This window comes from Mycobacterium sp. E136 (assembly GCF_001666865.1).
Classification (GTDB): Bacteria; Actinomycetota; Actinomycetes; order Mycobacteriales; family Mycobacteriaceae; genus Mycobacterium.
In genome coordinates, this window is sequence record NZ_LZJE01000378.1 from 1 (window position 1) to 22,768 (window position 22,768).

Below are 22,768 nucleotides of genomic sequence, written 5' to 3' on the forward strand. Positions count from 1 at the left end.
GAGATCGACGGCGAGAGACTCAGCGACGAGTCGATCTACTCGTTCCTGCGGTTGCTGCTCCCCGCCGGCCTGGAAACCACCTACCGGTCGTCGGGAAACCTGCTGTATCTCCTACTCACCCACCCCGAACAGTTCGCCGCCGTCCAGGCCGACCGAGAACTCGTCGCACCGGCCATCGAAGAAGGCCTGCGGTATGAAACGCCGTTGACCACCGTGCAACGCTTCGCGACCGAGGCGACCGAACTCGAAGGGGTTCGGGTGCCCGAGGGCTCGGTGATCGACGTGTGCATCGGATCGGCCAACCGCGATGAGAACCGGTGGGAGCGTTCCGAGGAGTTCGACATCTTCCGCAAGCGCGTGCCGCACATCTCCTTTGCAGCCGGTGAGCACACCTGCATGGGCCTGCATCTCGCGCGCATGGAGACGCGGGTCGCGCTGGAATGCCTGCTCGACCGGCTGACCGACATCAAGCTCGTCACCGACGACAACCCGCACATCGCCGGCCAACCGTTCCGCTCACCCACGGCGCTGCCGGTGACGTTCCAACCGGCCGGCTGATCCGTGGCCAGGGCCGGAAGCGGACGCACCCGCCGCGACCGCGGCTCGATCAGCGCCGAGGAGATACTCGAAGGCGCACTGCAAGTCGCGGAAGAGGTCTCGATCGAGAACCTGAGCATGCCGCAACTCGCCAAGCATCTCGGTGTCGGCGTCACCAGCATCTACTGGTATTACCGCCGCAAGGACGATCTGCTCGCCGCGATGACTGACCGAGCCTTGGAGCGGTTCGAGTTCACGGTGCCGACCATCTCAGCGTCCAATTGGCGAGAATCGTTGCGCGATCACGCGATGACCATGCGGCGGCGATTCCGCGCGGATCCGATCCTCTGCGATCTCGTGTTGATCCGCGGGCAGTACGGCCACCGCGCGATGCACAATGCGCTGCAGAAGCTGGGCCAGCCGATCGGGGCGCTGGTCGAAGCGGGACTCACGGTGGATCAGGCCGCCGAGACGTACGGCGCGATCTCGGTGCACATCCGGGGTTCGGTGGTTCTCGAGCGACTCCAGGAACGCACCGAGGGCTTTCCCGCCCAACGCGACGACGGCGGTCGCTACATCGGGTTCGCCGACGACATCGACTTCGGTTACATCCTCGACAGCATCCTCGACCACGCCGAGGCGCTCATCGAGGCGGCGTAGCGCCCGTCTTCGGCGCGCGGTACGCCACCGTCTTCGTCTCGAGGTACTGCTCGAAACCCTCGACACCGCACTGGCGTCCGACACCGCTGCTCTTGAAGCCGCCGAACGGCGCGTCCGCACCGTAGAACATGCCGCCGTTGACCCCGAACGAGCCCGTTCGGATGCGGCGGGCGATCGCCATCCCCCGCTCCAGGGAGCGCGACGAAACCGCGCCCGCCAAACCGTATGCGCTGTCGTTGGCGATCCGCACCGCCTCGTCGTCATCGTCGAACGGCAGCACGACCAGCACGGGGCCGAACACCTCCTGCTGTGCGATCGCCGCGTCGTTGTCGACGCCAACGACGACCGTCGGCGCCACAAAGTGTCCGCCCGCCAGATGTTCGGGAAGGCCGGCGACGGGCCCACCGCCGGTGGTGATCTCGGCACCGGCGGCGCGAGCCTGGTCGATCGCATCGAGGACCCGCTGCTTCTGCGCGGCGCTGATCACCGGACCCACAAGGGTGTCGGGGTTGACCGGATCACCCACCGGCACAGCCTGATAGGCGGCGGTTATGCCGGCGACGGCGTCGTCGTAGCGCGACCGGTGCACGAGCATGCGCGTCGTGGCCGCACACGCCTGCCCCGCGTGAACGCACACCCCGACCGCCGATCCGATGATCGCCGCGGGAGGGGCGTCATCGAGCACGATCGACACGGATTTGCCGCCCAGTTCCAGGAACATCCGCTTCATGGTGTCTGCGCCCTGGCGCATCAGCAGCTTGCCCACCCCGGTCGAACCGGTGAACGAGATCATGTCGACGCGCGGGTCGGTGCCGAGCAGGCCGGCCACGTCGTTGGACGGTGTGGGCACCACGTTGACGACGCCGGGCGGGATGTCGGTGTGCTCGGCGATGAGCCGGCCGATCCGGGTGGCGTTCCACGGTGTGTTCGGATCGGGTTTGAGCACGACGGTGTTTCCGGTCGCGAGCGCGGGTCCGAGCTTGTTGAGAATCACCTCGATCGGAAAGTTGGACGGCGTGATCGCGGCGACGACGCCGACCGGATCCTTGACCACGGTGCGCACATTGCGATCACCGAACAGCCCGCCACCGTCCAGCGTGCGCTCCCATGCGAAGTCGAGCATCAGCCGCGCGGGATAGCGAAGACCGTCCGCCAGCGGCCAATCGAGTTGTGCCGATTGCGTTGTCATCACCGGGCAGCCGACCTCGGCGATCAGCTCCTCGCGCAGTTCCTCCTGCTCGCCTTCGATCGCGGCCTGCAACTGGTCGAGGCAATGCGCACGCAGCCGTCGATTGGTGGCCCAATCGGTCTCGTCGAATGCGCGGCGGGCGGCCGCGATCGCGCGATCCATGTCCTCGGCTTCGGCAGCCGCGGTGGATCCCAGCAGCCGTCCGGTGGCCGGGCTCAGGTTGTCGAACTGCGCACCAGAGGCTGCCGACACGAGTTGTCCGTCGATGAGCATTCGCGTTTCGGCGCGACCCGCCGCTCGCTCGCCGATGTCGATGCTGGTCTCGATCCGTTCCTCGACGTCGCTCACCGGCACCTCGTAGACTCTCTTTGCGGGACGACTAACTGTAATGCTTACAGTAGGTTTATTCAACAGCCGGAGCGCCGGGTACGAGGGAGCCGATTTGGTCAAGGTCATGGAGGGCGTGCGCGTCCTCGAGGTCGCACAATTCACGTTCGTTCCGGCGGCGGGAGCGATCCTCGCCGATTGGGGGGCCGACGTCATCAAGGTCGAGCATCCGGTGCGCGGTGACACCCAGCGCGGTTTCATCAACATGGGCGGCTTCCAACTCGACCCGAACCGCCATCCCCTGATCGAGCACCCCAACCGCGGCAAGCGCAGCGTCGGCATCGACGTGTCGACGCCGGAAGGTCAGGAGGTGCTCTACGAGATCGCCAAGACCTCGGACGTGTTCCTCACCAATTACCTTCCCGCACAACGGCAGAAGAACAAGTTCGACATCGAACACATCCGCGCGGCGAACCCGGACATCATCTATGCGCGCGGCAGCGCGTACGGCGACAAGGGGCCCGAACGTGACACCGGCGGTTTCGACGGCACCGCATTCTGGACGCGCAGCGGGGTCGGGCACGCCTTGACTCCCGAGGAGATCGGCGGCGCACTGTCGCAGGGCATCCCGGCCTTCGGCGACTCGATCGGCGGAATGAACATCGCGGGCGGGATCTCGGCCGCGCTGTTCCACCGGTTGCGCACCGGTGAGGCGATCGAACTCGACGTCTCTCTGCTGAGCACGGCGTGGTGGGCCGGCGGGGCAAGCATGACACAGGGTATGGAGACCGGCGAGACGATGCGTTCGCTGATGCCGGATGCGGCGGGTCCGAGCGTGAACCCGTTCATGGCCAACTACCTGACCTCCGACGGCGGCACGATCAACCTGTGCATCGTCAGCCCGACGGGCTACATCCGCGACGCATTCGAGCATCTCGAGTTGCCCGAGCTCGCCGACGACCCCCGTTTCAGCGATGTGATGCCGCTGATCGAAAACGCCGCGGCGGCGGTTGAATTGATCCGTGAGAAGATCGGCAGCAAGCCGTTCGAGTACTGGCGTCAGCGGTTGAAGACGATGAAGGGCCAGTGGGCGCCGTTCCAGAGTTTCCTCGACCTGACCACCGACGAGCAGGCACTCGCCAACGACATGGTCGTCGAGGTGGAGGCGGCCGACGGCGGTGAGCCGTTCAAGGTCGTGCGCGGCCCGGTGCAGTTCAACCACGAGCCCCTGGAGACGACGCGCGCGCCGCAGGCCAGCGAGCACACCGAGCTGGTGCTGATGGACATCGGAATGGACTGGGACCGCATCGAGGCGCTCAAGGAAAAGGGCGCCATCGCATAACCGACCTCAATTCCGCGAGCGCGCGTGTTTGCACTCGACACGCCAGTCTTTCTGGCCACTTTACGCACGGTCGCTGGACGCCGACGGTGCACAAGGTGCTGCTATCGCGCGGTGTGTCGTGTGCAAAACACGCACGCTCGCGCCGAGCTAGGCCCGCTCGACGCGGATCGGCACACCCGTCAGCCACGCCATACCCGACAGCGCCTCGACGTCGTCGGGGTCGCTGGACGTCAGCTGGTTGACGTTCGCGCCGCCGGCGCGGTTGGCCAGCCGCCAACTGCCGGTTCCCTTGTGCCCCCAGCCGTGTGGCACCGCGACGACGCCGGGCACGAGGTCCTTCGTCGTCGACACCGAGACGGTGATGGCACCGTACGGCGACGAGATCCGCACATCGTCGCCGTCGAGGATGTCGCGCTCGGCCGCGTCATCGACATGCATCAGCGCATGCTGGCGACGGTCGCCGCGCATCAACAACGGCGAATTGTGCATCCAGGAATTCTCCGACCGCGGCTCGCGCAGGCCGATCATCCGCAGCGAGAAGCCGTCGGGCAGTTTCCGCTGTGACAGCTTGTCGACCTCGGCGGCGATCCCTGGGTGTGCCAGCCGAACCCGGCGCGACAGGTAACCGATGGCATCGCGCAGCACGCCCGTTCGGATGTTGGGTGCGACCACGACGCCGTGCGGATGCTCCTCGGTCAGCCGTCGCAGCGACAACCCGCCACGACGCAACCCGAACCTGTCCCCGCCCTCGGACATTCGCACCAGCGCATCGATCATCGCGCGCGGCGACGCGTCGAAACCAAACAGCCCCAGGACCTTTCGCACACCGGCGAATGCCGCGAAGGCGGGCACACGTCGGGCCAGCCGTCGGGCCAGGTCCTCGGCGATGTCCCACTCCCCTCGCGCCTCACCCACCGGCGCGAGCACGGCTTCGGTCGCTTGACGGAAGGGCGTGGCCTGAAAACCCTGGAATGTGTACGGAAAGTCGTCGCGTTCGTACATCGTTGTGACGGGCAGGATGTAGTCGCACTGCGCGCTGGTCTCGGTGACGTAGAAGTCGAGCGCGACGGAGAGCTCGAGTTCGCTGAACGCTGCCTCGAGTTCCTCACCGTTGGGCACCGACAGCACAGGGTTACCTGCCGAGACGAACAACGCGCGGATCTGGCGGTCGCCGGGTGTCGTGATCTCCTTGGCCATCAGCGCTGCGGGCTCCGAACCGATCGCACTCGGGGTTCCACTGATCCGCGAACGCTTCCGTCGATAGGACCGCCGCATGACCGCACCCATCGCGACGTTCTGCCATCTCTGGCCGACGGTGTGCATCGAGCTGAACACCGATCCGCCCGGCACATCGAGGTTGCCCGCCACCAGGTTCACCGCATCGATCAGGTACGTCGTCAACGTGCCGTGGCTGCCGACGCAGGTGCCGAGCCTGCCGTAGACCGCCGCCCGCGGAGTGTTCACCAGGTCGCGCGCCAACGCCCGCACACTGTCCGCATCTATCCCGGTCGAAGCGGCCGTGGACTCCGGGCCGAACGGCCGGCAGAGCGACCGCAGCCAGTCGACGCCGTCGGCCTTGCGTTTCACCGCGGCGATGTCGACCAGGTCCGACGCGAACATCTCGTGCAGCAGCGAGAGCAGCAACAGCGAGTCGGTGTCCGGCACGATGCCGAGCCATTCGAACGCCATGGCGGTCTCACTGCGCCGCGGGTCGACGATCACCACGCGCCCACCGCGCTTGACGATGTCGTGCATGCGGTCCTTGATCCGCGGCGCCGTGAGGAAGCTACCGTGCGAGACAATGGGATTCGCGCCCATCATGACCAGCAGGTCGGTTCGCGTCAGGTCCGGTATCGGGACCGACGTCGGCACGCCGTAGAGCAGCTGGCTGGCGATGAGCCTGCTGTTGGTGTCCTGCGAGGACGCGGTGAAGTAGTGGCCGTGGCGGCCGAGGCCCTTCATGAACAGCAGCGCCGCGAAGGTGTGGGCATAGCTGAACGCGCCCGGGTTGCCCATGTACCAGCCAACCGCGCCGGAACCGTCACGGCGCAGGATCGTCGACAGCCGGCCCGCGATGTCGTCCATCGCCTCGTCCCACGTCACCTCTTCGAAGCCGGACGGCCCGCGGCGCAGCGGCCGCGTCACCCGATCCGGATCGTTGACGACCTCGGTGAACGCGATGCCCTTCTGACAGGCGAAACCGGCCGAGAGCGGGTGGTCCTTGTCGGGCCGCAGCGCCACCAGGCGGCCGTCCTCGACCGTCGCGATCATTCCGCACAACGGCTCGCAGATCCGGCAGAAGGTCGGCTTGTTCTCAATGACCGGCGCCACGCCGATTACGATACTGTAAGAGTTACAGTTACACGTCGGATCGGCGTTGACCAGAGAGGCTCAGGCATGCACGACGTGGCGATCATCGGTGTCGGACTGCACCCCTTCGGCCGATTCGAAGGCAAGTCCGCTATGGAGATGGGCGTCGACGCGATCTTCGCCGCCGTCGCCGACGCCGGTGTGAAGTGGAAAGACATCCAGTTCGCCACCGGAGGCAGCTGGACGGTCGCCAACCCGGACGCGATCGTCGGCATGGTCGGACTGTCCGGTATCCCGTTCACCAATGTGTTCAACGCCTGCGCGACCGCCGCCAGTGCCGCCAAGGCGTGCGCCGACGGAATCCGGTTGGGCGACTACGACATCGGCATCGCGATCGGGCTGGACAAGCATCCCCGCGGTGCCTTCACCGAAGATCCCGCCCTGGTCGGCATGCCGCGGTGGTACGCCGAGAACGGCCAGTACCTGACGACCCAGTTCTTCGGGATGAAGGCCAACCGCTACCTGCATCAGCACGGCATCTCTGCGCAGACGCTGGCCAAGGTGGCGGCCAAGAACTTCCGCAACGGCGCGCTGAACCCCAACGCGTTCCGGCGCAAGCCCATCCCCGAGGACCAGATCCTCAACTCCACGATGCTCAACTATCCGCTCACGCAGTACATGTTCTGCGCACCCGACGAGGGCGCAGCGGCCGTCGTGATGTGCCGTGCCGACATCGCCGAGCGCTACACGTCCAAGCCGGTGTACCTGCGGGCGGTCGAGGTCCGCACCCGCAAATACGGTGCCTACGAGGTCAACACGACGTTCGCGCCCGTCGAGGAGGATGTCGCGCCGACCGTCTACGCCGCGAAGGCGGCATTCGAGAAGGCCGGGGTGGCGCCACAGGACGTCGACGTCATCCAGTTGCAGGACACCGACGCCGGCGCCGAGATCATCCACATGGCCGAGTGCGGCTTCTGCGCCGACGGAGACCAGGAGAAGCTGCTCGCCGACGGGGCCACCGAGATCACCGGCACTCTGCCGATCAACACCGACGGCGGCCTGATCGCCAACGGCGAGCCGATCGGCGCGTCGGGTCTGCGCCAGATTCACGAGTTGGTGCGCCAGCTCCGCGGCGAGGCCGGCGACCGCCAGGTGCCCGGCGAACCGAAGGTGGGCTTCGCCCAGCTCTACGGCGCACCCGGTACGGCCGCCGCGACGATCCTCACGCGGTGACCCTGAGTCGGGCACCCGAGTAGTACTCGCGCGAAAGGAGTGCGGGCGTGGCAGAGTGCGCATAGCGTGACGTTCCACGAACAGGAGCCAGCATGCCCACGATCACCACGAGCGACGGCGTCGACATCTTCTTCAAGGACTGGGGTTCGGGCCAGCCGATCGTGTTCAGTCACGGATGGCCGCTGTCGGCCGACGACTGGGACACGCAGATGCTGTTCTTCCTGCAGCACGGGTACCGCGTCGTCGCGCATGACCGCCGCGGGCACGGCAGGTCGGCGCAGGTTGCCGACGGTCACGACATGGACCACTACGCAGACGATCTCGCGGCCGTCGTCGAGCACCTCGACCTGCATGACGCGGTGCACATCGGCCATTCGACGGGCGGCGGTGAGGTGGCGCACTATCTCGCGCGCCACGGTCAGGAGCGAGCGGCCAAGGCGGTCCTGATCAGCTCCGTGCCGCCGATAATGGTCAAGAGCGACACCAACCCCGGCGGGCTGCCGAAGGAGGTGTTCGACGATCTGCAGGCGCAGCTGGCGGCGAACCGGTCGGAGTTTTACCGCTCGCTGGCCGCGGGCCCGTTCTACGGATTCAACCGCCCCGGCGTGGAGCCGTCGGAGGCGATCATCGAGAACTGGTGGCGCCAGGGCATGATGGGCGGCGCCAAGGCGCATTACGACGGTATCGTCGCGTTCTCACAGACCGATTTCACCGAAGACCTGAAGAAGATCACGATCCCCGTTCTGGTGATGCACGGCGACGACGACCAAATCGTCCCGTACGAGGATTCGGGACCGCTGTCGGCGAAGCTACTGCCGAACGGCACCTTGAAGACTTATCCCGGCTATCCGCACGGGGCGTTCGTCACCCACCACGACGTCATCAATCCCGACCTGCTCGAGTTCATCCGGTCCTGATCGGGCTCACTTCAGTGCGCGACGCGAGGCCTTCATGATGAGCTTGCGCACGCGATCCGAGATGTAGACGGCGACAACTCCGTTGAAGACGTCCTCGCGCAGACGCGTCAGCGTCGAGCTCGTGAAGCGCCACTGGCCGTCGAGCTTCTCGTAGGTCTCGTGGTAGTGGCCATAGCCACGCAGGTTGACGCCGGGCCCGAACCGGACGACGTCCTCGAGCGCCCACACACCGCGGGCCGTCGTCGGCGAAGTCAGTTCGATCTCGGGAGCGTGCACCTGGTGCACGGTGGCCTGGTTGCGCAGGCTCTTGCGGGTGAACGCGACGAACTCGTCGGCGCCTTGGATCTTCTTGCCGCCGGCGGGCGAAGTGTCGCTGAGGAAGTCGTCGGCGAACAGCGATCGCCACGCCGCCCAGTCCTTGGTGTCGAGGAGGCGGCAGTAGCGCGCCTTCAACTGTTTGATCGCCTCGATCTCGACGAGGTCGGCTTCGGTCATTCGCCAGCCGTCTTTCTTGCCTGTTCGACGTGGAATCGCGCGGCCCGCTCGAGCGACTCGGCGGTGGGCCGCGGGTGCCAGCCGAGTTCACGTGTCGCCTTACCGTGGTCCGCGGGCGCCATGATGTGCAACAGGCGAACGCCATTGGTGTTCATCTGGAACTCGCGGCCGACCAGCCGGGAGAGCTTGTCGCCCAACCAGGCCGACGCATACACCACCGACAGGGGGATCCCGAACCGTGGCGGCTTCGCACCGACCGCTCTGGCGGCCGTCGTCAGCATGTCTCGCATCGGCATGTAGCTCTCGGAGATGATGTAGCGCTCCCCCACCCTGCCGTGTTCGGCGGCGAGCAGGAAAGCCTCGGCGACGTCTTCGATGCCGACCACCTCGGTGGACACACCTTTGATGTAGGCGGGGATCTTGCCCAACGCGGCGTACCGCACCATCAGTCCCTGGTGCGGCTGAAAGTCTCGCGCTCCGTACGGGTTCGACACGCACATCACCACCGCGGGCAGGCCACGGTCGCGGGCATAGGACAGCACCAGTTCCTCGGCCTGCCGACGCGACTCGATGTACGCGCCACCCTTGTCGCCCCAGTCGAACGGCATGTCCTCGGTCACCGGCCGACGTCCGTCGCCGAGCGCGATCGTTCCGATGGTGCTGCAGAACACGAATCGGTGCAGGCCGGCCTTCGCCGCGACGTCGAGCACCCGGCGCAGGCAGTTGACGTTGGTCTCGAACAGCGGTGCCGGGTCACGCAGATGGAAACGGGTGTCGACGATGCAGTAGTAGACGACGTCGCGGTCGGCCATCGCCGCGCGGAGGGCTTCGTCGTCGTACAGGTCGCCGTAGCACCGTTCGACGTCGAGATCGTCGATGGCCACGGTGGAACTCGTCTTACGCAGATACACCCGCACGTCGTCGCCGCGCTCGACGAGTTTGCGTGTGACGTGTGAACCGACGAAGCCGCTCGGTCCCATCACCAGTGCGCGACGGACGGACGGCGTTGCTGTCGGTTCAGGCATATGTGCACCTTCCTCAGGCGCGAGCGTGCGGAAAATGTCGAGGTTACGCGGTGTGTCGTGGGCAAACACGCACGCTCGCCGAAACCGGCGTTAGGAGGCTTTCTTGACGGGCGGGGCGTACGCCGGCTTGCCCAGGCCGAGAACGTACTGGGCGATCATGTTGCGGAACACCTCCAGTGTGCCGCCGTAGATGCCGACCAGCGGCGCGAACCGGTACACGTACTCGGCGGCACCGTCGTCGATCGCTCCGTCGGTGCCGAGCGGCAGCGAGGACGCCGTGCCGAGCAGGTCCATCAGATCGGGCGAGACGTCGCGCATCGTCTGCGCCAGCGCCACCCGGCCGAAGATGCTGGTGGCCGAGAAGGACGCCTCCATGCGGGCGACGCTGCGGCCCAACCGGTAAGCCACCGACCCGTCGTCGATGGGCCTGCGGCCGTTGGGATCCGGCTGGGCGACCAGCGCGGCTGCCCTGTCGACCGCGGTGGCCATCGTGTTGGCCTGGTGCATCATGATCGAGACGTCCTGCAGGCCGTCGACGGCCGCCTCCACGGCGCCGTGTTCGACGTTGAGCGGTTCGCGCACCACCGTCCAGCCGTCGTTCACCTCACCGAGGCGGTATTTGTCGTCGACGCGGACATCGCTGTAGTACACGATGTTCGTCCTGTCGCCGTCGACGGTGCGGATGCCCTGGATCTCGATGCCCGGCGAGTCGAGCGGCACCAGGAACATGGTGAGGCTCTTGTGTTTCGGCGCCTCGGGGTCGGTGTTGGTGATCAGGAAGACGTACTGGCAGTTGTGGGCGCCGGTGGTGAACATCTTGGAGCCATTGATGATCCATCCGTCGCCGTCCCGCACGGCCCTGGTCTTGCAGGTGGCGACGTCGGATCCGCCCTCGGGCTCGGTGTAACCGAGGCAGAGCCGGACCTCGCCGGTGTACACCCGCGGCATCACCTCGGCCTTCAGTTCGGGTGAGCCGAACTTGTCCACCGACCGGGCGATCATCGCCGTGGTGCCGAATGTCACCCATGGCACGTGCGCGCGACGCTTCTCCAGTTCCCAGATGCGCCGACGGATCCGGTTGAACCCGCCCTCGGATTCCGGCTTCCATTCGCGGGCAAGGTATCCGCCCTTGCCGAGAGCCAGGTGCACGCCCTCGTCGAAGTTGTCGCCGGTCTCGCGGTCACGGCGGATGACGTCGTCGGTGACGATCTCCTTCAGGAACGCGCGCGATTCCTCGAGGAAGGCCCGATCCTCTTCGGAGAGTTCGACCCGTGAGAATTCCATTACTTGCCCTCTCCGCTCTCGCGAGCCGCGACGATGCCGGCGATGTACTTGGCGGCGGCGGCCGGGTCTCCCCCGGCGAGCGCCCACCCGCGGGCGCGCAGGAGGTACGCGCCGGCCGCAGCCTCCGCCGACACCCCGAGCCCGCCTTGGACCTGCACCGCCATCGTGGCGGCCTTGGAGGCCTCTTCGGCCATGAACACGAAGGCCGACGGCGCCAGTTCGGGCCGCTCGTCTGGTTCGTTGTCGAGGAACCAAGCGGCGCGGCGTGCCAGGTTGCGTCCGCCCTGCACCGTGATCGCGATGTTGGCCAGCGGATGCGAGATCGCCTGCAGGGTCGAGATGGGCACGCCCAGCGTGTACCGGGTCTTGGAGAACTCAGCGGCGATGGTCATCGTCTCCTCGACAAGGCCGACCAGCGCCGCTCCCGTCAACACCCGCCATTCATCCAGGGCGCGTTGGTATTCCGCCAGCGCCTCGGGTCCGCTCGCCACGACGGTGCGGCTGTCGGCGGCGGCCGGGTCGATCCACGCCATCGGCAGCCGGCCGATGTTGTCGACCTTCGTCGGCCGGGTGGCGAACGTCAGCTTGACGATGTCGGCCCCGTCGCGCAGGACGATATGGTCGGCGATCGATCCGCTCGGCAGCAGGCGCACCCCCGAGACGCTGTCCTGCTGAGGGTCGAGCCCGACGATCTGCTTGCCGCTCACGATGTCGGAGTCGACGGCGCCCAGTCGACCGAGCAGTCGGGCCGCGCTGACGTGGTCGATCCACGGCACGGGTGCCAGCGAGCGGCCGATCTCCTCGGCCACCAGCGTCAGGTCCACCAGCGTGGCGCCGTCGCCGCCGACGTCTTCGGGCAGCGCCATCGTGGTCGCGCCCATCGTGCACAGCCGTTCCCAGAGGCTCTTGTCGAATCCGGTCGGCTCCGCGGCGCGGACGGTCTCGATCGAACAGTGCGTCTTGAAGAAGTCCTTGTACGCGGCCTGCAGCGCCTGGTGGTCCTCGGACAGGCTGTAGTCGAGCCTGCGCAGTTCGTAACGGTCCATCACTGCTCCTTGTCGGCGCTGAAGAAGAACTCCTGCGCGTTGTTGTACAAGTAGTTGTCCAGCACCTCGGCGGGCAGGTCAAGGGCCAGCGCCTCGGGAACGACTCGGCGCATTTTGAGCACCGGCCAGTCCGAGGCGTAGATCACCTTGTTCTGGCCTCGCGTGCGCATGTAGTGAAGCAGGCTCTCGGGCAACCGCTTCGGTGACCACGCCGACGTCATCAAGCGCAGGTTCTGGTACTTGATCAGCAAGCGGATCGCGACGTCCCACCACGGATCGGCCCCGTGGATCATGCAGAGCTTGAGTTCCGGAAACCGTACGCAGACCCGGTCGAGGTGGATCGGGTTCTGCACCTCACCGGGAATCGGCGGTCCGGGGATTCCGGTGTTGATGCACAGCGGCAGCTCGAGCTCGGCGCACTTGGTGTAGAGCGGATAGTAGACGGCGTCACTGGGCGGATACTGGCCGTCGCCCCAAAAGCTGGGCCCCACAGCGGCATACGCGACCGGCAGGTCATTGGCGACGGATGCCAGCTCCCGCAGCGACGGAATGGGCCGCAACAGGTTGACACCGCCGATCGCCAACGCGAACCGATCCGGCCGGGCATCGACGAATTTGCGCGCCGTCGTCGACGGTTTGGAGATGCTGTCCATCAGGATCGCCTTCTGCACCCCCTGCTCGTCCATCTCCTCGAGCAGCTCGCCGAGGTCGGCGGGCGCGAACATCGACTTCGGACCCTTGAAGTAGTCGTCTCGGACCTTGAGCATCCACGTCGGCTGCTGTTCGGTCTCGCCGAAGTGGACATTGACCAGGCAATCAATGGCGCGGGCGGTCATGCGGTCACCTGTTGTGTCGCAGCGGCTTTGGCCCAGCGGTAGTCGGCCTTACCGTTTCCGAGGCGGCGGACCTGGTCGACCACGATGAACTCCTTCGGCGCCTTGAACCGCGCCAGGCTCGCTGTGCAGTGGGCGTGCAGCGGTTCGTGTGCGATGTCCGTGCCGTCCTTCAGCGCCACCAGCGCGACGATCTCCTCACCCCACCGCTCGCTCGGCCGTCCCACCACCAACGCGTCGAATATCGCCGGGTGTGCGCGCAGCACCTCTTCGACCTCCTCGACGAACACCTTTTCGCCTCCCGTGTTGACGACCAGCGAGTCACGTCCGAACAACCGCAATGTGCCGTCGGCGGCCAAGGAGCCACGGTCGCCGGAGATCACCACGCGCTGCCCGTCGACCACCGGGAAGGTTCGCCGCGTCGCCGCCTCATCGTCGAAGTAGCCGAGCGGAATTCGGCCGCCGCGGGCGACGAAGCCGACCTCGTCCTCACCGGGTTCGAGGAAACGGCGGTAGTCCTCGGAGAGCACCAGGGCCCCTTCGCGCAATTCGAAGGTGTCCTTCTGCTCACCGCGCTGGCTGCGGCCGAATCCGACGTTGCCGGTCTCCGACGATCCGTAACCGTTGATGAGCGTGATCTGAGGCAGCAGGTCCAACAGTGCGCGTTGGTGTTTCGGATTGGTGGCCGCCCCGCCGGTCCCGATCGCGAACAGCGATGACAGGTCATAGGAGCCACAACGCAACTCTTCGACCAACGGCGCCGCGTAGGCATCGCCGACCATCGTCATGAGGCCGACCTTCTCCCGCTGCGCGGTCTCCAGCACGGCGCGCGGGTCGAATCGCGTCTGGTTGTAGAGGATCACCGGCAGACCGTTGAGCAGGGCCGCGAACGCCGTCCACATTCCCGCCGCGTGCATCAGCGGCGAAACCGCGAACCACGGCTGTCCGCCGTGCGCGACCTTGCCGTGGATCTCGTCGACCGACTCGTGGTCGGCGCCGTTCATCGAGATGACGTAGGTGTCGCTCTGGCGCCACATCACACCCTTGGGCCGGCCGGTGGTCCCGCCGGTGCACACCATCATCACGTCGTCGGGCGAGGCGCTGATGTCGATGTCGGTATCACCCTGCGCAAGAGCGTCTTCGAGGTTGATCGCGCCGGCAAGCTCGCGAACCGACCCGTCGTCATCGATCGAGATCATCAGGTCAGCCGTGGGTGGCAGCAATACATCGGCGAATTTCGGCCCGAACGACCGGTGGTAGATGACCGCACGCGGACGCAGGTAGTCGAGCAGTTCGGCGACCTCGCGCGGGGTGTAGTTGTAGTTGACGTTGACCGGGACCGTGCGCGCCTTCAGGCATCCGATCACCATGTCGGGGTACAGATCGTTGTGCATGAGCAGCGCGACGCGATCCTGTCCGCACTCCCAGTTTTGCAGTTCGTCGCGTTCGCGGTGTGCGCCGAGACCCTGTGCGGCCAGATAGTTCGCAAGGCGACGGGTGCGATCCGCCGACTGCGCGAACGTGCTGCGGCGCTCGCCGCACACCGTCATCAACCGATCAGGTACCGCCTGGGCGATCGCGTCGAGAACCGCCCCGATCGTCCATTCACTCATCTGCCGGCGCCGGCCGTGACGTTCGCGCCGAGCAGTTCGAGGGCGTTGTCGCGCATCACCTTTCGAGTGTCTTCGTGGCTGAACTCTGGGAACTGTGGGATGTCCGCGGTGAACGATGTGGGATCGGCCAACCCCTCTCCGTGCGGCCAGTCCGACCCGAACAGGATCTTGTCCACCCCGATGGTCTCGGCCAGCAGCTTCACGTCGTCCTCGTAGTACGGCGCGATCCAGACGTTGTTGCGCAACTGCTCGACCGGATCCTCTTTGTAGTGGTATGGCGCGTTGTTGGCAGACTTCTTGAGCCGTTTGATGAGCCGGTAGACGAAGTAAGAACCGTTCTCGATGCTCACCACGCGGAGTTTGGGGTGCCGGGTGAACACCTGGTGGACGATCATCGAGGCGATGGTGTCATGGATGGCTCGGTCGTCCATGATCACCATGTCAAGCGGGTCGCGCTTACCGAAACCCTTGAACACGCCGCTGCCGCCCCACAGTGCGGGGATCGCCATGTAGCCGGAGTCGGACAGGTGAAAGACCACCGGGACACCGGCCTCGGCCAGGCGCGCCCACACCGGGTCGTGCACCGGGTCGCCGAGCGAGCGGGGCCTCACCTCACCCGGCACCGGCGCCGGGCGCACACACACCAGCTTCGCGTCCCGCTCCAGAACGAACTCGACCTCCTCGACCGCCTTTTCCGGGTCGGCCAGCGAGATGATCGGCGCGGCGATGATGCGGTGGTCGGGCCGGTCGAAACCCCAGTCCTCGTCGAGCCACAGGTTGAACGCGTGGACCGAGGCCATGGTGGCCGGAATGTCGTGCTTGAGGCCCTCCTCGACGCCGCACGCGAAAGTCGGCAGCATGAACACGGTTTCGAGGTTCTGCTTGTCCAGGATCTTCACCCGGGCGTCGCGATTCTGATACTCGGGATGGTCGGCCAGCCGGTCGACCTTCATCAGCGACGCCGGATCGACACCGTCGGGAATCTCCCCGCGAAACAACAGGTCCAGGCAGCCGGGCTCGATGATCGGGTCGAACGTCGGGTTCGGGATGAAGTGGTTGATCACCCCACCGAACACGGCGTACGTGCGCTTCCCGTCGGTGAGCATCTGCACACCGCGGCTGCGGAACTCCTTGGGCAGGTGCCGAGTGAGGGCGTCCAGTGGCTCGTAGTAGTGGTTGTCGACGTCGATGGCCATGTAGTCCAGTGGCTGTGGCGAAGTCATGGCGTGTCCTCCTGCTCGGTTTTGAGGGGCGGAAAGTACGGCGGGCGCTTCTCGAAGAAACTCGTGATGCCCTCGAGGAAATCGGGACGCGTCATCGACTCGTGCATCAGCTTCTCGGCGTGGTCGCTGGCATCGAAGACATCGCGCATGGTGTCTGCGTACACCTGTTGTTTGATCACCGCCAGCGAACTGGGCGCACAGTTGGCGGCGATGTCCTCGGCGTATCCGACCGCGCGGGGCAGCAATTCGTCCGGTGCCACCACGTCGTTGACGACGCCCAGCCGCGCGGCCTCGTCGGCGAAGAACACCCGGCCCGACAGCAGCAGGTCCATGGCGACGCCGGTGCCGACGATGCGCGGCAAGATCCACGAGATGCCGTACTCGGCGATCAACCCGCGCCTGGCGAACGACGTGGTGAACTTGGCGCCCTCGGCGGCGAAGCGCACATCGCACGCCAGCGCCAGCGTCAGCCCCATGCCCGCGCAGGCGCCGTTGATCGCGGCGATGACGGGTTTGCGCACGCCCATCAGGAAATGCGGATGCCGCGCGCCGACGAGCTTGCCCACGTCGGTGTCGGAGGCGGCGTCGACCGTCGTCGCGCTGATCGTCGTGAGGTCACCCATGTCGGCACCCGCGCAGAACGCGCGGCCGCTGCCGGTGACGACGATCGCCCGCACCTCGGGATCGGCCTCGGCGTCGTCCATGCGTTCGTAGAACGTGTCGGCGAGTTCCCCGCCCCAGCCGTTCATCCGATCCGGCCGGTTCAGGGTCAGGACCGCTACCCCGGTGTCGAGCACCTCGTAGCGGACCGGCGCGGCATCGGAGGGTCGGGCGTCGGCGACTTGGTCAGGAGCGCTCACCCAGCAGTCCTCCTCCAGCGGCGAGAGCTTTGTGAATGCTCATACTGTACACCTATCGGTAGCGCCTTCCGCAACAGCCGCCAGGGCCGTTCGGACGCCACAAACGGCTCACGCCTCGACCAGTCCGAACCGTCGATACGCGTTCTCGATCTGGACTTTCGCGTCGGCAGGGAGTTGTGCCTGCGGCGGACGGGAGTGCGGGTACTCCCCGATCGGCAGGCCGAGCACCGACGCCGCGTACTTGAACGCCCCACCCCAATGAGTGAAGTAGTCCGGCCGCCCCGGATAGCAGGTGAACCACGAACCCATGTCGAGGTCGAACTGGTCGAGCCCTGATTCGCGCGCGTAGTCCATCGCCTCGACGAGTTTGTCGTTGACGATGAGCTCCCAGTACTCGCTGAACACCCGCCGCTCAGGGGTTTCGAACAGGTAGCCCGACGTCCCGAGTTGCGCGGGGCAGACGATGCCGTCGCGCAGCCACCCGGCGCGGTACACGGTCTTGTCGCACTCCCACACCGCGAGACCCGGAGCCAACTCGTGCAGTTTCCTGCTGGCCATCGGCCGGAACGCGCCCTCCTTCGTCGCGCAGACCGCGGGGATCTCGTCGTAGATCGCGGCGCTCTCGGCGGGTGTCAACACGTAACCCGAGGACGGGGAGTTGAACATGCCCAGTGCGATGTCGGTGCGGTCGGCGATGTAGCGGAAGAAGTTCAGCACGCCCTGCCCGCCGTGCGCCTCCATCATCGGCGTCTGGATGTAGACGATGTCGGCGCCGGCCTCCTGGGCGTGGCGCGTGAGTTCGAGGCAGTCCTTGGCCGCGGTCGCCGCGGTGCACGCCTGTATGACGACGTCGGGGTTGGCGGCGCGGCCCTCCTCGATGGCCACCTCCAGCAACCGCTTTCGCTCGTCGAGGGTCAGCGCCCAGAACTCCGCGATACCGCTCGTGCACCACAGCAGTGGATGACCCAGCGCCCCCACGCAGTGCCGCACCAGCGTCCGATAGGCGTCCCAATCGATGTCGTCGCCGTCGACGCCGCAGAAGGGTGTGTAGAGGGAGTCACCGATCCCGCGCAGATGGTTGCGGGCCCACTCGCGGGCGTCCTTCGCCGAAGCCATGATGACCTCCTCAGCCGATGGTTGCGATGAAGCCTCAGGTGAAGTCTGAGCCTCCGTCGACGTTGATGTTGGCGCCGGTCATATAGGAATTCCGGCGGGACGCGAGAAACGCGACCACAGGCCCGATTTCGTCGGGCAGACCCGCACGGGGCAGATGCGCCGGATGGCCGAAGTGCTCATCGATCGCGGCCATCAGCGCGTACGGGTCGGTGCCGTCGACGCCCACCGACTCGGCCCAGCCGATCAGCGCTTCCGACGCGATACTGCCCGGGGAGACCACGTTGACCATGATCTCGTCCTTGGCCAACAGCAGCGACAGGTTCTTCGAAATGCTCGTCAACGCTGCCTTGGCCGCGGTGTAGGCGGGCAGGATGACGCTCTGGCGCTGCGTCGAATGGGCCGAGAAGTTCACGATGCGCGCCCACTCCGCCGCACGCAGCAGCGGCAGCGCCGAGCGCACGCAGTGCACCATGCCCATCACGCCGCCGTCGAAGGCGATACGCCACTGCTCGTCGGTCAGGTCCTCGAATGTGCCGACGGCGTCCGGTCCGACAGCGTTGATGAGGATGTTGAGTCGCCCGTCCCAGCGTTCGCCGACTTCGTCGAAGGCGCGTTGCACCTGATCGGCGTCCGTGGTGTCGGCGGCCAGCGCGAGCGTGTCGGGGCTGCCGATCTCGGCGAGGGCCGTTGCTGCGTCCGCGAGGACGTCGGGTGTCCGTCCAATGAGCGCCACTCTGGCCCCGTCCTCAGCCAGGCAGCGCGCCGTCGCCAAACCCATTCCGCGCCCGCCGCCGACCACGACGGCGGTAGCGTCCTTCAGCCCGAGGTCCATGCGGCCTTTCGCTCACTCGATTGCGTAGAAAAGCTTACTATAGGACTTACAGTAGAAGAGCGGAATTACCGTGGAGGCCGGTGGCGGAACGGCTCCCGGTATGGTTGACGGTAACGGCGCAGCCGCGACACACCTGCATTGGCGCAGATCAGAGGCGGCTGACGGTACATTCGAGTCCACCACCCCGCTTTTCGGGGGGCTGCGCGCGCGGCTTATTCGATGGAGGTGCCCTACGTGGCAAGGCAGGCGACCGCGGAGAAGCGTCAACGACGCGAGCGTGGGTCCATCAATCCCGACGACATCATCAAAGGCGCCTTCGAACTCGCCGAAGAGGTGGGCATCGACAACCTGTCCATGCCGCTGCTCGGCAAGCACCTCGGCGTCGGGGTGACGAGCATCTACTGGTACTTCCGCAAGAAGGACGACCTCCTCAACGCGATGACCGACCGCGCGCTGCGCCAATATGTCTTCGCCACGCCCTATGTCGAAGCCAAGGATTGGCGCGAGACGTTGCGCAATCATGCGCGCACGATGCGGAAGACGTTCATGGGCAACCCGATTCTGTGCGACCTGATCCTCATCCGGTCGGCGCTCAGCCCGCGGGTGGCCAAGCTGGGCGTGCAGGAGGTCGAGAAGGCGATCGCGGGCCTGGTCGAGGCGGGCCTGTCCCCCGAGGATGCGTTCGACACCTACTCCGCGGTGTCGGTGCATGTTCGCGGATCCGTTGTGCTGCATCGTCTTCGGGAGAAGAACCGCGCCGCCAACGAGGGCCCGAGCGACCTCGAGGAATCGATGAGCATCGACGCCGACAGCACGCCGCTGCTGGCGCTGGTCACCGAGAAGGGCCATCACATCGGTGCGGCCGACGACAAGAACTTCGAGTTCGGCCTCGACTGCATCCTCGACCGGGCGAGCAGGCTCATCGAGGAGAACAAGGCCAAGCCGGCCAAGAAATCCGCGCGTAAGCGTTAGCCCCCGGTTCGGGCATCGAACCCGGACCGATCGGCGGTCGACGGAATTTTCCGCTCCGCCCCGTTGTCGCACCGTTGAGTGAATCGACGGCGGGATGACTCATGACGACAACAGTGATGCGGGGCTGGGAGCTCGACGAGATCGGGCGAGCGACGCTGACTTTGAGGGCCGTCGCGCCGCCGGACCCGGGGCCCGGCGAGGTCCTCGTGAAGGTGGCGGCGGTTCCTCTCAATCATCGCGACAAGATGGTGATCGAGTCGGGTCGCGGTCTCCCGCTGGCGTTTCCGTTCACGCCCGGTTCGGATCTCGCCGGAACGGTAATCTCCGTCGGTGCCGGGGTAACCTGATTCGCCCACGGCGAGACGGCGATATCGACTTTCGCTCCCGACTGGCTCGACGGCCGACGCGGAGGTGACGCACGCACGCCGCCGTACCGAACGCTCGGAGGGTACTACCCCGGCGTCCTGGCCGAATATATTGCGTTCGACGAGGATTGGTTCGCCCACGCACCCGCGACGTTGTCACTTGCTGAGGCGTCCACGCTGCCCTGCGCGGGGCTCACGGCATGGTTCGCACTGGTCGAGCGCGGTCACGTACACGCCGGTGATGTCGTGCTGGTCGAAGGCACGGGAGGCGTGTCGCTGTTCGGTGTCCAGATCGCCAAGATGCACGGAGCGGAGGTGATCGTCTCCGGCAGCGCGGGCAAGCGGGATCAGGTTATGGCGCTCGGCGCAGACCACTTCGTGGACCGCCGCGCGGACGGCTGGGTCGAGGCCATCCTCCAACTGACCCGCGATCGCGGCGCAGACCACATCCTCGAGATCGTCGGTGGCCCGCACCTGGGAGCAGCCGTCGAGGTGGCGGCGGTGGGTGGCCACATTCATCAGATCGGCGCTCTTGCGGGCTTTGACGCGTCGACCCCCGTCATGCCGTTGATGTTGAAAGACGTGACCATCCACGGCATCGGCACGGGGCATCGACGGGCCTTGGAAGACCTTGTCGCCGCGGTGGATCGCACCGGCATGAAGCCCGCGATCGACACCCGATACCCATTACGCGATCTTCCGGCCGCCTTGGATCATCTGGACCGGGGCCCGTTCGGCAAGATCGTCGTGATGTTCGAGTAGTCGGGGACGGAGCGACCGTCAGGCCGCACCGAGCGCGACGCATAGTGCGAGCAGGGCAACGGTCTGCACCACGACGCGCACGTCGATGACTGACTCCCAACGGTTTTGGAGCCGGCGAGCATCGGCCGGCACCTCCCCCGCGACCGCGGCGGCGGTCAGCACCGCGTTCACCGGCTTGCTGATCCGCGTGTAGACCACCAGGAACCCGATCAGGGCGAGGGTGGCCACCGCTGCGGAAGCGGCGCTGGCCCAGCGCCCGCTCACCGCCGCCGCCGCTGCGGTCGCCACGGCGGCGATCAGGCCGACCGCGCCGATCACCGAGAAACGGCGATCGGCGATTCGGTGAATGTGACCGAGTAATTGGGTGAGGGTGCGATCGTCGACCGCCGCGACCGCGGGACGCAGCACGATCGCGCCGAACACGTCGGTGCCGTAGACGATGCCGTTCGCGAGAATCGCGGCGCCGGCGAGGATTTCGATCAGAATGTTCACGAGCCGTTCTCCTGGGTGAGCATTTGGTGGGCCAGGTCCAGCCGCTGCTGCACCTGTGCGGGTCGCAGGCGCGCCCCGGCCTGAAGGGTCGCCAGTCCGTGCAGTACCGACCACGCCACCTCGGCCCGGGTGCCGTCGGCGTCGGGAAACGCGTCGCGCAGGGGCGCGAATGCCCGCCGGAGTGGTTCGGGCGTGTCGTCGGCCGCGAAGGACAGACCTGAGGGCATCGAGAACATCGCCTCGTAGACCCTCGGGTTCGCGGCGGCGAAGTCGAGATAGGCACGCATCCGAGCCATTGGGTTGGCCTCGACCGCCTCCAGTGCCGCGGCGAGGTCGGCGAACCCGTTGAGAGCCACCGCGTCGACCAGCGCCTGGCGGTTGGCGAATGCCGAGTAGAGAACCGGCTGGCTGACGCCAAGTTCTCCGGCGAGGCGGCGCATCGTGACCGCGGCCCAGCCGTCCGACTCTGCGAGCGCACGGGCGGTGCGAACCACCTGGTCACGCCGAATGTCCAGGTCGGGAGCGGGTCGTGGGGACATAAATCATAGTCTAGCATTGTTATCTAACATTGCTAGACTAAATCGCACATCAACCAGAAAGCCGGATCGTCATGCACATCTCCGCACTCGCCATTGCGCTCATCGCCAGCATCGGAATCATCGCGATCGGCGGCCGCTTCCTCCTGCAGCCTCGGCAGGCCACGCTCGCCTTCGGTATCGCGGCTGACGACATCCGCGGTCTCACCGCGATCAAGGGCGTCCGCGACATCTCGTCGGGGGTGGTGCTGCTGGTGGTGTGGGCGGCCGCCGGCCCCGGAGCGCTCGGCTGGGCGCTGATCGCCGCGTCGCTCACCCCGATCGCGGACGCCGCGACCGTGCTCGCCAACGGCGGCAAGCTCTCAGCCGCGCTGGGAATTCACGGGCTGACCGCGACGCTCTTGATCGCCGCGGGTCTCGTGTTGGCGCTGGGAATTTCGGCGTAGTCGCCGCGGGTCAGACCTCGACGACGACCGCGCCGGCCTCAAGCCGTCCGACGTCGCGCTGTGGGAGATCAACGAGGCGTTCGCATCGGTGCCGATCGCGGCTCGCCGCGAGTACGGCATCGACGAGGAGCTGGTGAACTTCTCCGGAAGTGGTTGCAGCCTCGGCCATCCCATCGCCGCATCGGGTGCGCGGATGGTCACCACGCTGGTCTACGAACTGCAGCGGCGTGGTGGCGGCGTCGGTGTCGCCGCGATGTGCGCCGGTGGCGGCCAGGGCGGCGCGGTCGTCGTCGAGGTCTGACCCGCGGCGACTACGCCGAAATTCCCAGCGCCAACACGAGACCCGCGGCGAT

The 22,768-nt window shown here is 66.5% G+C and carries 23 protein-coding genes and 1 pseudogene; 10 read left to right on the forward strand and 14 right to left on the reverse strand.

The window, feature by feature from the left end:
- Both A5698_RS25720 and A5698_RS25725 read left to right on the forward strand, forming a co-directional pair.
- A partial coding sequence (locus A5698_RS25720; protein WP_156670896.1) for a cytochrome P450 occupies positions 1–558 on the forward strand: 558 nt, incomplete at its 5' end.
- Positions 559–561: 3 nt separating this feature from the next.
- Positions 562–1,197 (forward strand): TetR/AcrR family transcriptional regulator, encoded by a 636-nt coding sequence (locus A5698_RS25725; protein WP_068302888.1) that lies wholly within the window; start codon positions 562–564, stop codon positions 1,195–1,197.
- Here A5698_RS25725 and A5698_RS25730 read toward each other — a convergent pair.
- The gene (locus A5698_RS25730) at positions 1,181–2,734 is read right to left on the reverse strand and encodes an aldehyde dehydrogenase family protein (RefSeq protein WP_068302941.1); all 1,554 of its coding nucleotides are present in this window, start codon (positions 2,732–2,734) and stop codon (positions 1,181–1,183) included. The two genes, A5698_RS25725 and A5698_RS25730, sit on opposite strands and share 17 nt — an antisense overlap.
- Positions 2,735–2,840: 106 nt before the next feature.
- Here A5698_RS25730 and A5698_RS25735 point away from each other — a divergent pair, with 106 nt between their 5' ends.
- On the forward strand, positions 2,841–4,055 hold the full coding sequence (locus tag A5698_RS25735; RefSeq protein WP_068302893.1) for a CaiB/BaiF CoA transferase family protein: 1,215 nt from the start codon (positions 2,841–2,843) through the stop codon (positions 4,053–4,055).
- A gap of 147 nt (positions 4,056–4,202) precedes the next feature.
- On the opposite strand, the gene A5698_RS25740 is transcribed toward A5698_RS25735, so the two are convergent.
- Positions 4,203–6,386, reverse strand: coding sequence for a molybdopterin-containing oxidoreductase family protein (locus A5698_RS25740; protein ID WP_084792626.1), 2,184 nt, complete (start codon positions 6,384–6,386; stop codon positions 4,203–4,205).
- Between the two features lie 66 nt (positions 6,387–6,452).
- On the opposite strand from A5698_RS25740, the gene A5698_RS25745 reads away from it, so the two are divergent.
- Both A5698_RS25745 and A5698_RS25750 read left to right on the forward strand, forming a co-directional pair.
- Positions 6,453–7,598 (forward strand): thiolase family protein, encoded by a 1,146-nt coding sequence (locus tag A5698_RS25745; RefSeq protein WP_068302898.1) that lies wholly within the window; start codon positions 6,453–6,455, stop codon positions 7,596–7,598.
- Between the two features lie 92 nt (positions 7,599–7,690).
- On the forward strand, positions 7,691–8,515 hold the full coding sequence (locus tag A5698_RS25750; RefSeq protein WP_068302901.1) for an alpha/beta fold hydrolase: 825 nt from the start codon (positions 7,691–7,693) through the stop codon (positions 8,513–8,515).
- A 6-nt stretch (positions 8,516–8,521) separates the two neighbouring features.
- Here the strand turns inward: A5698_RS25750 and A5698_RS25755 are convergent, their stop codons facing one another.
- From A5698_RS25755 to A5698_RS25800, 10 genes are all read right to left on the reverse strand, one after another.
- Positions 8,522–9,010, reverse strand: a complete 489-nt coding sequence (locus tag A5698_RS25755; RefSeq protein WP_067088931.1) for a nuclear transport factor 2 family protein — start codon at positions 9,008–9,010, stop codon at positions 8,522–8,524.
- On the reverse strand, positions 9,007–10,035 hold the full coding sequence (locus A5698_RS25760; RefSeq protein ID WP_068302902.1) for an NAD-dependent epimerase/dehydratase family protein: 1,029 nt from the start codon (positions 10,033–10,035) through the stop codon (positions 9,007–9,009). Before A5698_RS25760 ends, A5698_RS25755 begins: the two co-directional genes overlap by 4 nt.
- 90 nt (positions 10,036–10,125) lie before the next feature.
- Positions 10,126–11,319: an acyl-CoA dehydrogenase family protein gene (locus A5698_RS25765; protein WP_068302907.1), complete on the reverse strand. Its 1,194-nt coding sequence runs from the start codon at positions 11,317–11,319 to the stop codon at positions 10,126–10,128.
- Positions 11,319–12,365: an acyl-CoA dehydrogenase family protein gene (locus tag A5698_RS25770; protein WP_068302910.1), complete on the reverse strand. Its 1,047-nt coding sequence runs from the start codon at positions 12,363–12,365 to the stop codon at positions 11,319–11,321. The genes A5698_RS25765 and A5698_RS25770 overlap by 1 nt, the downstream gene beginning before the upstream one ends.
- Positions 12,365–13,201: an amidohydrolase family protein gene (locus A5698_RS25775; protein ID WP_068302913.1), complete on the reverse strand. Its 837-nt coding sequence runs from the start codon at positions 13,199–13,201 to the stop codon at positions 12,365–12,367. The genes A5698_RS25770 and A5698_RS25775 overlap by 1 nt, the downstream gene beginning before the upstream one ends.
- A complete protein-coding gene (locus A5698_RS25780) occupies positions 13,198–14,811 on the reverse strand; it encodes an acyl-CoA synthetase (protein WP_068302917.1) in 1,614 nt (537 codons plus the stop codon). Before A5698_RS25780 ends, A5698_RS25775 begins: the two co-directional genes overlap by 4 nt.
- A complete protein-coding gene (locus tag A5698_RS25785; protein WP_068302919.1) occupies positions 14,808–16,034 on the reverse strand; it encodes an amidohydrolase family protein in 1,227 nt (408 codons plus the stop codon). Before A5698_RS25785 ends, A5698_RS25780 begins: the two co-directional genes overlap by 4 nt.
- Positions 16,031–16,894, reverse strand: coding sequence for an enoyl-CoA hydratase (locus tag A5698_RS25790; RefSeq protein ID WP_068302924.1), 864 nt, complete (start codon positions 16,892–16,894; stop codon positions 16,031–16,033). The genes A5698_RS25785 and A5698_RS25790 overlap by 4 nt, the downstream gene beginning before the upstream one ends.
- A 108-nt stretch (positions 16,895–17,002) precedes the next feature.
- On the reverse strand, positions 17,003–18,010 hold the full coding sequence (locus A5698_RS25795; RefSeq protein ID WP_068302926.1) for a dihydrodipicolinate synthase family protein: 1,008 nt from the start codon (positions 18,008–18,010) through the stop codon (positions 17,003–17,005).
- A gap of 34 nt (positions 18,011–18,044) precedes the next feature.
- Positions 18,045–18,842, reverse strand: coding sequence for an SDR family NAD(P)-dependent oxidoreductase (locus A5698_RS25800; protein ID WP_068302928.1), 798 nt, complete (start codon positions 18,840–18,842; stop codon positions 18,045–18,047).
- 234 nt (positions 18,843–19,076) lie between these two features.
- Here A5698_RS25800 and A5698_RS25805 point away from each other — a divergent pair, with 234 nt between their 5' ends.
- The 3 genes from A5698_RS25805 to A5698_RS29655 all read left to right on the forward strand — a co-directional run bounded on the left by A5698_RS25805 (position 19,077) and on the right by A5698_RS29655 (position 20,941).
- Positions 19,077–19,814 carry a TetR/AcrR family transcriptional regulator gene (locus A5698_RS25805; protein ID WP_068302947.1) on the forward strand — a complete coding sequence of 246 codons (738 nt, stop codon included), beginning with the start codon at positions 19,077–19,079 and terminating at the stop codon, positions 19,812–19,814.
- A gap of 101 nt (positions 19,815–19,915) precedes the next feature.
- Complete coding sequence (locus A5698_RS29650; protein WP_231967542.1) at positions 19,916–20,161, forward strand: alcohol dehydrogenase catalytic domain-containing protein; 246 nt, start codon at positions 19,916–19,918, stop codon at positions 20,159–20,161.
- A gap of 264 nt (positions 20,162–20,425) precedes the next feature.
- Complete coding sequence (locus tag A5698_RS29655; protein ID WP_231967544.1) at positions 20,426–20,941, forward strand: zinc-binding dehydrogenase; 516 nt, start codon at positions 20,426–20,428, stop codon at positions 20,939–20,941.
- A gap of 18 nt (positions 20,942–20,959) precedes the next feature.
- Here A5698_RS29655 and A5698_RS25815 read toward each other — a convergent pair whose 3' ends face one another.
- On the reverse strand, positions 20,960–21,433 hold the full coding sequence (locus A5698_RS25815; RefSeq protein ID WP_068302932.1) for a DUF1772 domain-containing protein: 474 nt from the start codon (positions 21,431–21,433) through the stop codon (positions 20,960–20,962).
- Entirely contained in the window at positions 21,430–21,972 is a 543-nt protein-coding gene (locus A5698_RS25820) for a TetR/AcrR family transcriptional regulator (protein WP_068302934.1), read from the reverse strand. Before A5698_RS25820 ends, A5698_RS25815 begins: the two co-directional genes overlap by 4 nt.
- Before the next feature lie 71 nt (positions 21,973–22,043).
- Here A5698_RS25820 and A5698_RS25825 point away from each other — a divergent pair, with 71 nt between their 5' ends.
- Complete coding sequence (locus tag A5698_RS25825) at positions 22,044–22,415, forward strand: DUF4267 domain-containing protein (protein WP_068302936.1); 372 nt, start codon at positions 22,044–22,046, stop codon at positions 22,413–22,415.
- 25 nt (positions 22,416–22,440) lie between these two features.
- Positions 22,441–22,716, forward strand: a pseudogene (locus tag A5698_RS25830) (acetyl-CoA C-acyltransferase); the annotation flags it as partial.
- Positions 22,717–22,768: the final 52 nt, after the last annotated feature.

Excerpts from the sequence above, each read along its gene's own strand:
- A5698_RS25755 (WP_067088931.1), bottom strand. The coding sequence starts at position 9,010 with ATGACCGAAGCCGACCTCGTCGAGATCGAGGCGATCAAACAGTTGAAG.
- A5698_RS25760 (WP_068302902.1), bottom strand. The coding sequence starts at position 10,035 with ATGCCTGAACCGACAGCAACGCCGTCCGTCCGTCGCGCACTGGTGATG.
- A5698_RS25770 (WP_068302910.1), bottom strand. The coding sequence starts at position 12,365 with ATGGACCGTTACGAACTGCGCAGGCTCGACTACAGCCTGTCCGAGGAC.
- A5698_RS25775 (WP_068302913.1), bottom strand. The coding sequence starts at position 13,201 with ATGACCGCCCGCGCCATTGATTGCCTGGTCAATGTCCACTTCGGCGAG.
- A5698_RS25780 (WP_068302917.1), bottom strand. The coding sequence starts at position 14,811 with ATGAGTGAATGGACGATCGGGGCGGTTCTCGACGCGATCGCCCAGGCG.
- A5698_RS29650 (WP_231967542.1), top strand. The coding sequence starts at position 19,916 with ATGACGACAACAGTGATGCGGGGCTGGGAGCTCGACGAGATCGGGCGA.
- A5698_RS25800 (WP_068302928.1), bottom strand. The coding sequence starts at position 18,842 with ATGGACCTCGGGCTGAAGGACGCTACCGCCGTCGTGGTCGGCGGCGGG.
- A5698_RS25745 (WP_068302898.1), top strand. The coding sequence starts at position 6,453 with ATGCACGACGTGGCGATCATCGGTGTCGGACTGCACCCCTTCGGCCGA.
- A5698_RS25765 (WP_068302907.1), bottom strand. The coding sequence starts at position 11,319 with ATGGAATTCTCACGGGTCGAACTCTCCGAAGAGGATCGGGCCTTCCTC.
- A5698_RS25750 (WP_068302901.1), top strand. The coding sequence starts at position 7,691 with ATGCCCACGATCACCACGAGCGACGGCGTCGACATCTTCTTCAAGGAC.
- A5698_RS25735 (WP_068302893.1), top strand. The coding sequence starts at position 2,841 with ATGGAGGGCGTGCGCGTCCTCGAGGTCGCACAATTCACGTTCGTTCCG.
- A5698_RS25820 (WP_068302934.1), bottom strand. The coding sequence starts at position 21,972 with ATGTCCCCACGACCCGCTCCCGACCTGGACATTCGGCGTGACCAGGTG.
- A5698_RS25785 (WP_068302919.1), bottom strand. The coding sequence starts at position 16,034 with ATGACTTCGCCACAGCCACTGGACTACATGGCCATCGACGTCGACAAC.
- A5698_RS25825 (WP_068302936.1), top strand. The coding sequence starts at position 22,044 with ATGCACATCTCCGCACTCGCCATTGCGCTCATCGCCAGCATCGGAATC.
- A5698_RS25795 (WP_068302926.1), bottom strand. The coding sequence starts at position 18,010 with ATGGCTTCGGCGAAGGACGCCCGCGAGTGGGCCCGCAACCATCTGCGC.